Here is a 12,922-nt window from a genome sequence, read left to right on the forward strand (position 1 = left end):
GCAGCCTTGTCGAACTGTCGAAACCCGGGAGTTTGCCCCAAAACGGTACTATGGATCCATTTTTCTCACCGCCATGATGGCAATTTCCTACATTTGCTGCACTTCCCGATCAGGCAACGGGTATCCTTGCCGCCCCGATTTGCAGCTAATCTTTTTCGTATCCGCTCGGGAACTTGTGGCCATGCGCCACTTACTCATGCAAGAGCCCGGCATTTTCGACCGGTCGCCGTTCCGATTTCATTTCTTGAGAGCTATCCCTATGTCCACCCCAGCGTCCACCATCCTTGTAGTAGAAGACGACGACATCGTACGCATGCTCATCGTCGATGTGCTCGAGGAGCTGGAATTCAGTGTGTTGGAGGCCGATGACGGCGAGTCTGCGCTGGAGATTCTCGGGGATCAGAGCAAGGCTATCGACTTGATGATGACTGACTACGGCCTGCCGGGCATGACAGGCAGTGAACTGGCCGGCAAGGCACGTGAACTGCGCTCCACCCTGCCCGTTCTGTTCGCCAGCGGTTACGCCGAAAACATCGACGTGCCTGCGGGCATGCATGTGATCGGCAAACCGTTCTCCATCGATCAATTGCGTGACAAGGTCAAGGGCATTCTGACCAAGTGATTGGCCTTGATCCGGCAGCGGCTGCAGATGTGCTCTAATTGCGCGCCATTTTCAGCCGCCTGCCTGCAAGGATTACCCGTCAATGACTGCATCACCCGCCACCAAAGTTCTGGTCATCGGTTACGTCTGGCCCGAACCGCGCTCCTCGGCAGCCAGCGGGCATGTGATGCAGATCCTCGAGACGTTTTTGCAGCAAGGCTGGGACATCACTTTCAGCAGCCCGGCCGGCCTGGGCGAGCACAAGGCTGACCTGACCGCGCTGGGCATCCGCGAAGTGCCGATCGAACTGAACAACAGCAGCTTCGATAGTTTCATCAGTGAATTGGCACCGGATATCGTGCTGTTCGACCAGTTCATGATGGAAGAGCAGTTCGGCTGGCGCGTCGAGAAACATTGCCCGAATGCCTTGCGCGTACTGGAGACGTCCGACCTGCAGAGCCTGCGCCACGCCCGCCACCAACGGCTCAAGGAGCGCTTGAAAGACGACCCGGACAATCAGGACTTCAGCGCACTGTTCGCGCCGGCGCTGCGCGAAGAGTTCGAGTTGATGGCCGATACGGACCTGGCCAAACGGGAAATCGCCGCGTTGTATCGCTGCGATCTGAATCTGATGATTTCCGAAGTTGAAATTCAGTTGCTGGTCGAACAGTTTCAAGTCCCTGGCGAGCTGCTGCACTGGTGCCCGCTGATGCTCGAACCACCGCGCGATTCGTTCGTCCCCTTTGAAGAGCGGGCGCACTTTCTGAGTATTGGCAACTTCCGTCACGCGCCCAACTGGGACGCCGTGCTGTGGATGAAGACCGCCATCTGGCCGCTGATCCGCCAGCAATTGCCCGGCGCCCAACTGCATATCTACGGTGCCTATACGCCGCCCAAGGCCACAGCCCTGCACAACGCGGCGCAGGGGTTTCATGTGATGAACTGGGCAGAAGATGCGCTGCAAGTGATGTCGCAAGCCCGGGTTTGCCTGGCGCCTTTGCGTTTCGGCGCTGGGATCAAGGGCAAGATCGTCGATGCAATGCTCTGCGGCACGCCCAACGTCACGACGCCCATCGGCGCCGAAGGCATGGGCGGCGCATTGCCCTGGCCCGGTGCGGTGGCTCAGTCGGCCCAGGCCCTGGCCGACGCCGCTGTGGCGCTGCACGAAGACAGATTGCGCTGGACTGATGCACAGCAGGCCGGCGTCGCGTTGTTGAATGCGCGCTATCGGCAGAATGATCACGGCCCGGCGCTGATCGCTCGCCTGCAACATTGCCGCGACAACTTGTCAGCATTACGTCGCGCCAACTTTACTGGCAGCATGTTGCGTCACCACTTGCATAAAAGCACCCAATACATGGCGCAGTGGATCGAAGCAAAGAACCAGAAAAGTTGATAATTAAAGTGCAAAATCACATTGCCAATACTTTGCAAAGAGTGCTGGCTTGTACTTTTTCCGTTTGCACCAAAGAATAACTTCCGAACTGACCAAACAAGTTGACTGGTCGGAAATTAAACTTTATCTGCAACGGAATGCACCATGAGTAATTACCCTTTCAAAAACTGGATGGCGGCTACACCGGATATGGACCGACTGACCCTTGGCGAAGTGGTCTGGCCCGGCGCGCATAATTCCGGGCTGGATTTTGATTTTCCGTACCCGGCTTATCTCCAACCCGCCCAGAACTGGTTTGTCTGTCAGGACGGTCCGTTCATTCAGCAACTTAATGAAGGCGTGCGCGCCTTCGACTTGCGTCTGCATGCCGATGAACACTGGCTGGGCATCAGGAAGTTTCATACCTTTCATGGCGTGAAACTGCTCCAGGGACGCTCCTTGAGCGAGTTGGTAAAAAGTCTCAATTTTTTCCTCAATGAAAATCCGAACGAATTCATCGTATTGGACTTACATGAACTCAAGGGCACCAACGATCAGCCATTCGATTACAAAGGTTTCCATGAAGTCATCACTACGGAACTGGCTTCGCGGCTTATCCCCCGAAACAACAGTCATCTGACCCTTGAACAACTTAAAAGGGCCAGTTCGCTACAACGCGTGGTGTTGGCAAGCGACTCGCACCCGGATTTCAATTCGCCCCTGTACTGGCCGAAAATCCGCCATGAATGGAGCGGGTCGGACATCACCTCGCCAGAGCAACTCAAGCAACACATCACCCGAACCCTGGCCAACCCGCCGGCATACGGCAGCCTCTGGTCGTTGTCGGCCACCAGCTACGGCGAACTGGCCGGAGTCAAGCGGATCACCAACGAACTCGATCATTGGTTCGCCCCAGACTCGGAATGGGCGCCGAAGTGCAGCATTATCAATGCCGACTTCATCGGTGGCACTCCATTGATCAGCCATTGCCAGCAGGTCAACCAGTCCAAGGGTCTACGCAAGGCCCGGGGCTGAGGCGCTGGAACTGTCCGTGACGCGCGTGCATGATGGGCACCTGAACACCACAACAAGACGCATCGGACATGACTCGGGCAACCAGAATCACTGATCCCTCCTACGAACTGATGGACGACCATAACGGGTTGTCCATCATCTACCGTCAGCATGGTTTTCCGTGCCCGTTAGTGCGCTGGCATTTTCACAAGGAATACGAACTGCACCTGATCGTTGCCAGTTCCGGCAAGGTCTTCATCGGCGACTATATCGGCAACTTTTATCCGCAAACATTGTTCCTCACCGGGCCCAATCTGCCGCACAACTGGATCAGCCAGGTGGCCGACGACGAGGTGGTGGAAAAGCGCGACATGCTGGTGAACTTCACCGATGAGTTGTTCGACAGCGGGCACCAGGTGTTCGCCGAACTCAAGACTTTGGCGCCGCTACTGGAGCGTGCGCAATATGGCATCGAATTTCGCGACAAGGATACGATCCGTCAGGCCATGACGTTGATGCAGCGAATTGCCGACACGCGCGGCGTTACCCGTCTCGGACACTTTTTCATTTTGATGGAGCTGCTGGCGGCGACTGACGATTATCAATTGCTGTCCGGCGCCACTAACACGCAACTGGCCGACGAGCACAACATCGACCGCACCAACCGAGCGGTCGACTTCATCTTCGACCACTACGCCCGCGAATTGACTCTGGAAGAAGTCGCCGAGCATCTGGGGATGAAGCCGACCTATTTCAGCCGCGTGTTCAAACAGGCCACCGGGCGCAACTTCATCGAGTTCGTCAATCGCCTGCGTATCAGCAAATCCTGCGAACTGCTGGCCGACGGCGACAAACCGGTGACCGAGGTGTGTTTCGAGTCGGGGTTCAATAACATTTCCAATTTCAATCGACGCTTCCAGCAACTCAAGGGCATGACGCCGTCGCACTATCGACGCCTCGCTGTACAGCGTCTGACCGAACAAAACCTCGGCTGATATTACCGCCCCTTGTAGGAGTGAGCCTGCTCGCGAAAGCGGGGTATCAGTCAACTGATCTGCAAATTGACACAGCGCTTTCGCGAGCAAGCCCGCTCCCACAAAAAGCATCTTATGCGATGAAACCTGTACTGATTCAATAGCCCCTCCCCACTGAAAAGCCCTTCCCTGCGTCTACCGCAACAAACACCAGTGCAAAAAAGTATTGATTTGAGTGCGACGGATGATTTGTCAGTCCGTCGATTGAGGGCTGTAATCAGCGCACATTCTTCCTGCACCGGAAGACACAAAAACAATAACTGTCCTTCTGCCTCCCAACGGACGCAGAAAAGGAGTGCACGATGCAACCCACTGCAAAAGCTCTGCTAGCCCTCACCTGCATGACCCTCAGCAGCGTCAGCCTTGGCGCCCAGACCCTGACCATCGCCACCGTCAACAACAGCGACATGATCCGCATGCAAAAGCTCTCGAAAACTTTCGAGTCCGAGCATCCGGAGATCAAGCTCAACTGGGTGGTGCTGGAAGAAAACGTCCTGCGTCAGCGCCTGACTACCGACATTGCCACTCAGGGTGGCCAGTTCGATGTGTTGACCATCGGCATGTACGAAGCGGCACTCTGGGGCGCCAAGGGCTGGCTCGAACCGATGAAGGATCTGCCGGCTTCTTACGCCCTCGACGACGTGTTCCCGTCGGTGCGCGAAGGGTTGTCGGTCAAGGGTTCGCTGTATGCCCTGCCGTTCTACGCCGAAAGCTCGATCACCTATTACCGCACCGACCTGTTCAAGGACGCCGGCCTGAGCATGCCCGAGCGCCCGACCTGGGAACAGATCGCCGGGTTCGCAGAAAAACTCACTAATAAAGACAAAGAACAGTACGGCATCTGCCTGCGCGGCAAGGCTGGCTGGGGCGAAAATATGGCGTTGATCACCACCGTCGCCAACGCTTACGGCGCACGCTGGTTCGATGAGCAGTGGAAACCTGAGTTCAGCGGGCCGGAATGGAAAAACGCGCTGAATTTCTACGTCGACACCATGAAGAAATCCGGCCCGCCGGGCGCGTCCAGCAACGGTTTCAACGAAAACCTCGCGCTGTTCAACAGCGGCAAGTGCGCGATCTGGGTTGACGCCAGCGTCGCCGGCTCGTTCGTCACCGACAAGACCCAGAGCAAGGTCGCCGATCACGTCGGTTTCACCTTCGCCCCGCATCAGGTCACTGACAAAGGTTCGGCATGGCTGTATTCGTGGGCACTGGCGATTCCGACCAGTTCCAAGGCCAAGGACGCCGCCAAGGCATTCAGCGCCTGGGCCACCTCCAAGGAATACGGCGAGCTGGTGGCCAAGACCGACGGCATCGCCAACGTACCACCGGGCACCCGCGCCTCGACCTACAGCGATGCTTACATGAGCGCCGCGCCGTTCGCCAAGGTCACGCTGGAATCGTTGAAAGCGGCGGATCCGAGCAAACCGACGTTGAAACCGGTGCCGTACATCGGTATTCAGCTGGTGACCATTCCTGAGTTCCAGGGCGTGGGCACCCAGGTCGGCAAGTTGTTCTCGGCGGCGCTGATCGGCCAGACCACGGTGGATCAGGCCCTGACCGCCGCGCAGCAGACCACCGAACGCGAGATGAAGCGCGCCGGTTATCCCAAGTAACCACACTGCTCGCTCCTGCCTTTTGTAGGAGTGAGCCTGCTCGCGATGGCGGTTTTCCATCAAACACCATTGGTGGCTGACCCACCGCTATCGCGAGCAGGCTCACTCCTACATTAGATCTCCATAGGTCTGTATGACTCGGTTGTGATCACCATGAATACTTCAACTGCCAAAGCCCACCTCGACTTGTCGCAACCCCAGCGCAAAGTCCGCGTACGCAATCCCGGCTGGTTTCTGGTCAGCCCTTCGGTGGCCCTGTTGCTGCTGTGGATGATCGTGCCGTTGGGCATGACCATTTACTTCTCGATGATTCGCTACAACCTGCTCGATCCGGGCGTCAACGAATTCGTCGGGCTGGAGAACTTCACTTACTTTCTGACCGACTCCGGGTTCCTGCCCGGTGCCACCAACACCCTGTTGCTGGTGGGCAGCGTGCTGTTGATCAGCGTGGTGTTCGGGGTGTTGATCAGCGCGTTGCTTGAGGCCAGCGAATTTCTCGGACGCGGCATCGTGCGGGTGATGCTGATCTCGCCGTTCTTCATCATGCCCACCGTCGGTGCGCTGATCTGGAAGAACCTGATTTTCCATCAGGTGTCGGGGATTCTCGCCTACGTCTGGCGGCTGTTCGGCGCCGAGCCGGTGGACTGGCTGGCGCATTACCCGCTGCTGTCGATCATCATCATTGTTTCGTGGCAATGGCTACCCTTCGCGATCCTGATCCTGATGACCGCCATGCAGTCCCTCGACCAGGAACAGAAGGAAGCCGCGCGTCTCGATGGTGCCGGCCCCGTCGCGATCTTCTGGCACCTGACCCTGCCGCACCTGGCGCGGCCGATTGCCGTGGTGGTGATGATCGAAACGATCTTCCTGCTGTCGGTGTTCGCCGAGATTTTCACCACCACCAACGGCGGCCCCGGCTACGCCTCGACCAACCTAGCCTACCTGATCTACAACCAGGCGCTGGTGCAGTTCGACGTCGGCATGGCCTCGGCGGGCGGCTTGATTGCCGTGGTCATCGCCAACATCGCCGCGATCATTCTGGTGCGGATGATCGGCAAAAACCTGACTGACAAAGCCTGAGGCCTGCCATGACTCTTCAACAATCCCGCCGGCTGCAAAGCCTGCTGCTCGGCACCCTGGCCTGGGCCATCGCGATCGTGATTTTCTTCCCGATCTTCTGGATGGTGATGACCAGTTTCAAGACCGAAATCGACGCCTTTGCCACGCCGCCGCAGTTCATCTTCACGCCGACGCTGGAGAACTACCTGCACATCAACGAACGCAGCGACTACTTCAGTTTTGCCTGGAACTCGGTGGTGATTTCCTTCAGTGCCACGGCGCTGTGCCTGCTGATCGCGGTGCCTGCCGCTTACTCGATGGCGTTCTACGAAACCCAGCGCACCAAGGGCACGCTGCTGTGGATGCTCTCGACCAAGATGCTGCCGCCGGTGGGCGTACTGATGCCGATCTACCTGCTGGCCAAGAGTTTCGGCCTGCTCGACACGCGCATCGCGTTGATCGTGATCTACACCCTGATCAACCTGCCGATCGTGGTCTGGATGATTTACACCTACTTCAAGGACATCCCCAAAGACATCCTCGAAGCCGCCCGCCTCGACGGCGCCACCCTGTGGCAGGAGATGGTCCGCGTGCTGCTACCGATTGCCAAGGGTGGCCTCGCCTCAACCGTGTTGCTGTCGCTGATTCTGTGCTGGAACGAGGCGTTCTGGTCGCTGAACCTGACCTCGTCGAAAGCCGCGCCGCTGACCGCGCTGATCGCCTCCTACTCGAGTCCCGAAGGCTTGTTCTGGGCCAAGTTGTCGGCGGTCTCGACCCTGGCCTGCGCGCCGATCCTGATCTTCGGCTGGATCAGCCAGAAACAACTGGTGCGCGGCCTGTCGTTCGGTGCCGTGAAATGAATATTCCTGAACCAACACCTTCCCCTGTGGGAGCGGGCTTGCTCGCGAAAGCGGTGGGTCATCCAACAATGATGGTGACTGACACGGCCCCTTCGCGAGCAAGCCCGCTCCCACCAAAAGCATGCCCTGCGCCATTGAATTAACTTAAGCGGAGGCCCATCACCATGGCCAACCTGAAAATCAAGAATCTGCAAAAAGGCTTCGAAGGTTTCTCCATCATCAAGGGCATCGACCTTGAGGTGAATGACAAGGAGTTCGTGGTCTTCGTCGGCCCGTCCGGCTGCGGCAAATCCACCTTGCTACGACTGATCGCCGGGCTGGAAGAAGTCAGCGGCGGCACCATCGAACTTGATGGCCGCGACATCACCGAAGTCAGCCCGGCCAAGCGCGATCTGGCGATGGTGTTCCAGACCTACGCGCTGTACCCGCACATGACCGTGAAGAAAAACATGTCGTTCGCCCTCGATCTGGCCGGTGTACCGAAAGCCGAAGTCGAGAAAAAGGTCGGCGAAGCGGCGCGCATTCTCGAACTCGGGCCGATGCTCGAGCGCAAGCCCAAACAGCTGTCCGGCGGCCAACGGCAACGGGTCGCCATCGGCCGGGCGATCGTGCGCAATCCGAAGATCTTCCTGTTCGACGAACCGCTGTCCAACCTCGACGCCGCGCTGCGGGTGCAGATGCGTCTGGAGCTGCTACGTCTGCACAAGGACCTGCAAGCCACGATGATCTACGTGACCCACGATCAGGTCGAAGCCATGACCATGGCCGACAAAGTCGTGGTGCTCAACGGCGGCAAAATCGAGCAGGTCGGCTCGCCGCTGGACCTCTATCACAACCCGGCCAACCTGTTCGTCGCCGGGTTCCTCGGCACGCCGAAAATGGGCTTCCTCAAAGGCAAGATCGCCCGCATCGACGGCCAGACCTGCGAAGTCTCGCTGGACGCCGGTACGCGCATCACATTGCCGTTCAACGCCGCCAACCTGAGCGTCGGCAGCGCGGTGACCCTGGGCATTCGCCCGGAACATCTGGAGCTGGCACAAGCGGGCGACTGCACCCTGCAAGTCACCGCCGACGTCAGCGAACGCCTGGGCAGCGACACCTTCTGCCACGTCACCACCAACGCCGGCGAAGCCCTGACCATGCGCGTGCGCGGTGACCTGGCGAGCCGCTACGGCGAGCAACTGAACCTGCACCTGGACGCCAGCCATTGCCACCTGTTCGACGCCGATGGCGTGGCGCTGACCCGCCCGCTTCGCGCCGCGGCCTGAATTTCGAGACCTGCCCGATGAAACTGAATGAACAAAACCTGCATCGCCTCGCCCCCGAGGTGCAACTGCCGGCCTACAACCTCAGCGACACCCGTCAGGGCATCGCGCACATTGGCGTCGGCGGCTTCCACCGCGCGCATCAGGCGTATTACACCGATGCGCTGATGAACACCGGCCAGGCGCTGGACTGGGCGATCTGTGGGGTCGGCTTGCGCGCGGAAGACCGCCGCGCCCGTGACGACCTCAAGGAGCAGGATTACCTGTTTACCCTGTTCGAACTCGGCGATAACGACGACACCGAAGTGCGGGTGATCGGTGCGATCCGCGACATGCTCCTGGCCGAGGATGGCGCGCAGGCGCTGATCGACAAACTTGCCGATCCGCAGATCCGCATTGTCTCGCTGACCATCACCGAAGGCGGCTACTGCATCGACGACAGCAACGGCGAATTCATGGCGCACCTGCCGCAGATTCAACACGATCTGGCACATCCGCAAACGCCGAAAACCGTGTTCGGTTTCCTCTGCGCGGCGCTGGAAAAACGCCGTGGCGCGGGCATACCGGCGTTCACGATCATGTCCTGCGATAACCTGCCGCATAACGGCGCGGTGACCCGCAAGGCGCTGCTGGCCTTCGCCACCTTGCGCGACCCGGGACTGCGCGACTGGATCGAACAGAACGTCAGTTTCCCAAATGCCATGGTCGACCGCATCACACCGATGACCAGCACCGCCCACCGCCTGCAACTGGCCGACAAACACGCGGTCGACGATGCCTGGCCAGTGGTCTGCGAGCCGTTTGTGCAATGGGTGCTGGAAGACAAGTTCGTCAATGGGCGCCCGGCCTGGGAACAGGTTGGCGTGCAGTTCACCGATGACGTTTCGCCCTACGAAGAAATGAAGATCAAACTGCTCAACGGCAGCCATCTGGCGCTGACGTATCTGGGCTTTTTGAAGGGCTATCGCTTCGTTCACGAAACCATGAACGACCCGCTGTTCGTGCGCTACATGCGCGCCTACATGGACCTCGACGTCACCCCGCAACTGGCGCCGGTGCCGGGCATCGACCTGACCGACTACAAGAACACGCTGGTGGCGCGTTTTTCCAATCAGGCGATTGCCGACCAGCTGGAACGGGTGTGCTCGGATGGCTCGTCGAAGTTTCCCAAGTTCACCATTCCGACGATCAATCGCTTGATTGCCGATGGTAAGGAAACCAAGCGTGCCGCGTTGGTGGTGGCGGCCTGGGCGTTGTATTTGAAGGGCGTGGATGAGAATGGCGATACCTATGCGATTCCTGATCCACGGGCGGAATTCTGTCAGGGGCTGGTGGCGGACGATGCGTTGATCACCCAGCGGTTGTTGGCGGTTGAGGAGATCTTCGGCACGGCGATTCCGCGTTCGGCGGCGTTTGTGGCGGCGTTCGAGTGGTGCTGCAACAGCTTGCGTGAGGTGGGTGTGACGCGCACTTTGGAGCGGGTGCTGGCTGAGTGATGCGGTGACTCTACTGACGCCTTCGCGAGCAAGCCCGCTCCCACATTTTGAAACGCGTTCCCCTGTGGGAGCGGGCTTGCTCGCGAATGGCAGCCTCACCCTGGCAAACCTGACACCCTGAGGACCTCACTGTGACCACCCGACAACTCTTCCTCGGCATCGACTGCGGCACCCAGGGCACCAAGGCGATCATCCTCGATGCCAGCAGCGGTCAGGTGCTCGGCGAAGGCGCGGCCACGCACACGATGATCAGCGGCGCCAATGGCCGGCGCGAGCAGGACACCCAACAGTGGCTGGACGCCTTCGCCCTCGCCACCCGCCGCGCCTTGCTCGCAGCCAATGTTGACGGTCAGGCGATCCTCGGCATCGGCGTTTCCGGCCAGCAACACGGTCTGGTGCTGCTCGACGATCAGGGCCAGGTGTTGCGCCCGGCCAAGCTGTGGTGCGACACCGAAACCACTGACGAAAACGACCGTCTGCTCAAACACCTCGGCGGCGAAAAAGGCTCTCTGGAGCGCCTCGGCGTGGTCATCGCGCCGGGCTACACCGTGTCGAAACTGCTGTGGACCAAGGAACAACACCCGGAGGTGTTCTCGCGCATCGCACGCATCCTGCTGCCCCACGACTACCTGAATTTCTGGCTCACCGGCCGCGCCTGCAGCGAGTATGGCGACGCTTCCGGCACCGGTTATTTCAACGTGCGCAGCCGCCAGTGGGACTTGCAACTGCTGCGTGACATCGACGCCACGGGTCGCCTGCAAGCGGCATTACCGGAGCTGATCGACGCGCATCAAGCGGTCGGCACCCTGCTGCCGACGATTGCCGAACAACTCGGCCTCAACCCGAATGCGCTGGTTTGCAGCGGTGGTGGCGACAACATGATGGGCGCCATCGGCACCGGCAACATTCAGCCGGGAGCGATCACCATGAGCCTCGGCTCCTCCGGCACGGTGTACGCCTACGCCGAGGCGCCAAAAGTCAGCGCGGACGCTTCGGTCGCGACCTTCTGCTCGTCCAGCGGCGGCTGGCTGCCGCTGATCTGCACCATGAACCTGACCAACGCCACCGGCGCGATCCGCGAACTGTTCGACCTTGATCTCGAACAATTCAACGACCTCGTGGCCAAGGCGCCGATCGGCGCCGAAGGCGTGAGCATGTTGCCGTTCCTCAACGGTGAACGCGTCCCCGCCCTGCCCCATGCCACCGGCAGCCTGCACGGCCTGACCCTGAGCAACCTGACTCAGGCCAACCTGTGTCGCGCCGTGGTCGAAGGCACCACCTTCGGTTTGCGTTATGGACTGGATCTGTTGCGCCACAATGGTTTACAAAGCCGCAGCATTTGCCTGATCGGCGGCGGTTCGAAAAGCGCGGTGTGGCGGCAGATCGTCGCCGACATCATGAACACCCCGGTGATCTGCACCGAACACAGCGAAGCCGCAGCCCTTGGCGCGGCGATTCAGGCGGCGTGGTGCAAGTCATGGTCGAACGGCCACGAAGACACTTTGGCCGACCTGTGCCAGCGCTGCGTGAAGCTCGATCTGCACAGTGAAACCCTGCCGGTCGCCGCCCATGTCGCGGCGTTCCAGCAGGCCTATGAACGCTATCAACAGCATGTCGCAACCCTATAAAGAGCAAACAATTATGTATTTGGTGTGTGGCGAAGCCCTGTTCGATTTCTTCAGCGAAGATGATGCCAGCGGTCTGGCTTCGAAGATCAATTTCAAAGCGATTGCCGGCGGCTCGCCGTTCAACGTCGCGGTCGGCTTGCGCCGTTTGGGTGTGGATTCGGCGCTGTTTGCCGGGTTGTCCACCGACTATCTGGGCCGTCGTCTGCAGCAGGTGCTGCAGGATGAAGGTGTGCGTGCGGACTACCTGATCGACTTCGCCGCGCCAACCACGCTGGCGATGGTCGCGGTCGGCGCCAATGGCTCGCCGCATTACAGTTTTCGCGGTGAAGGTTGCGCTGATCGCCAATTAAGCCTCGCCCATCTGCCGCAGCTCGGCCCTGAAGTGCGTGGTCTGCACATCGGCTCGTTCTCGCTGGTGGTGCAACCGATCGCCGACACCCTGCTGACTCTGGTGCAACGCGAAAGCGGCAAGCGCCTGATCACCCTCGACCCCAACGTGCGCCTCAACCCGGAACCGAACATCGACCTGTGGCGCGAGCGCGTGGCGACCCTGGTGCAACTGGCCGACATGATCAAGGTCAGCGACGAAGACCTGAGCCTGTTGTATCCCGAACAAGATCCACAACGCGTGATCGAAGGCTGGCTGCAGCAACGCTGCCAGTTGGTGTTTCTGACCCGTGGCGGCGAAGGCGCAACGGTGTTCAGCCGCGCTCATGGTTCGTGGTCAGTACCGGCGTGCTCGGTGAAGATCGCCGATACCGTCGGCGCCGGCGATACCTTTCAAGCGGCGCTGATTACCTGGTTGACCGAGCAAGCACTGGATTCGGTCGAAGGGGTTCAACAACTCAGCCGCGAGCAGATCGACGCGATGCTCAGGTTTGCCGTACAGGCGGCCGCCCTTACGTGCAGCAAGACCGGTCCGGATTTGCCCTATCGTCACCAGTTGAGCTGAGCGCGTAGACTGTCGGCCTTTTTGC

11 protein-coding genes are annotated in these 12,922 nt (G+C 59.6%); all 11 read left to right on the forward strand.

The window, feature by feature from the left end:
* Positions 1 to 259 precede the first annotated feature (259 nt).
* The 11 genes from V3W27_RS04380 (at position 260) to V3W27_RS04430 (ending at position 12,897) form a co-directional block, all read left to right on the forward strand.
* Complete coding sequence (locus V3W27_RS04380; RefSeq protein ID WP_330206013.1) at positions 260 to 622, forward strand: response regulator; 363 nt, start codon at positions 260 to 262, stop codon at positions 620 to 622.
* An 82-nt stretch (positions 623 to 704) separates the two neighbouring features.
* Positions 705 to 1,997, forward strand: coding sequence for a glycosyltransferase (locus V3W27_RS04385; protein WP_330206014.1), 1,293 nt, complete (start codon positions 705 to 707; stop codon positions 1,995 to 1,997).
* Between the two features lie 144 nt (positions 1,998 to 2,141).
* Positions 2,142 to 3,011: a phosphatidylinositol-specific phospholipase C domain-containing protein gene (locus tag V3W27_RS04390; protein ID WP_330206015.1), complete on the forward strand. Its 870-nt coding sequence runs from the start codon at positions 2,142 to 2,144 to the stop codon at positions 3,009 to 3,011.
* A gap of 68 nt (positions 3,012 to 3,079) precedes the next feature.
* A complete protein-coding gene (locus tag V3W27_RS04395; RefSeq protein WP_027612740.1) occupies positions 3,080 to 3,985 on the forward strand; it encodes an AraC family transcriptional regulator in 906 nt (301 codons plus the stop codon).
* A gap of 341 nt (positions 3,986 to 4,326) precedes the next feature.
* Positions 4,327 to 5,637, forward strand: a complete 1,311-nt coding sequence (locus tag V3W27_RS04400) for an ABC transporter substrate-binding protein (protein ID WP_330206016.1) — start codon at positions 4,327 to 4,329, stop codon at positions 5,635 to 5,637.
* A 153-nt stretch (positions 5,638 to 5,790) separates the two neighbouring features.
* Positions 5,791 to 6,717, forward strand: coding sequence for a carbohydrate ABC transporter permease (locus tag V3W27_RS04405; RefSeq protein ID WP_330206017.1), 927 nt, complete (start codon positions 5,791 to 5,793; stop codon positions 6,715 to 6,717).
* Between the two features lie 8 nt (positions 6,718 to 6,725).
* On the forward strand, positions 6,726 to 7,556 hold the full coding sequence (locus V3W27_RS04410) for a carbohydrate ABC transporter permease (protein ID WP_003225143.1): 831 nt from the start codon (positions 6,726 to 6,728) through the stop codon (positions 7,554 to 7,556).
* Positions 7,557 to 7,720: 164 nt separating this feature from the next.
* Positions 7,721 to 8,824: an ABC transporter ATP-binding protein gene (locus tag V3W27_RS04415; protein ID WP_330206018.1), complete on the forward strand. Its 1,104-nt coding sequence runs from the start codon at positions 7,721 to 7,723 to the stop codon at positions 8,822 to 8,824.
* 17 nt (positions 8,825 to 8,841) lie between these two features.
* The gene (locus V3W27_RS04420) at positions 8,842 to 10,317 is read left to right on the forward strand and encodes a mannitol dehydrogenase family protein (protein ID WP_330206019.1); all 1,476 of its coding nucleotides are present in this window, start codon (positions 8,842 to 8,844) and stop codon (positions 10,315 to 10,317) included.
* Positions 10,318 to 10,448: 131 nt separating this feature from the next.
* Positions 10,449 to 11,945: a xylulokinase gene (xylB, locus tag V3W27_RS04425; RefSeq protein WP_330206020.1), complete on the forward strand. Its 1,497-nt coding sequence runs from the start codon at positions 10,449 to 10,451 to the stop codon at positions 11,943 to 11,945.
* A gap of 13 nt (positions 11,946 to 11,958) precedes the next feature.
* Positions 11,959 to 12,897: a carbohydrate kinase family protein gene (locus V3W27_RS04430; protein WP_115989713.1), complete on the forward strand. Its 939-nt coding sequence runs from the start codon at positions 11,959 to 11,961 to the stop codon at positions 12,895 to 12,897.
* The last annotated feature ends 25 nt before the right edge of the window (positions 12,898 to 12,922 follow it).

Source organism: Pseudomonas sp. AM14(2022), assembly GCF_036346455.1.
Taxonomy (GTDB): domain Bacteria; phylum Pseudomonadota; class Gammaproteobacteria; order Pseudomonadales; family Pseudomonadaceae; genus Aquipseudomonas; species Aquipseudomonas putida_A.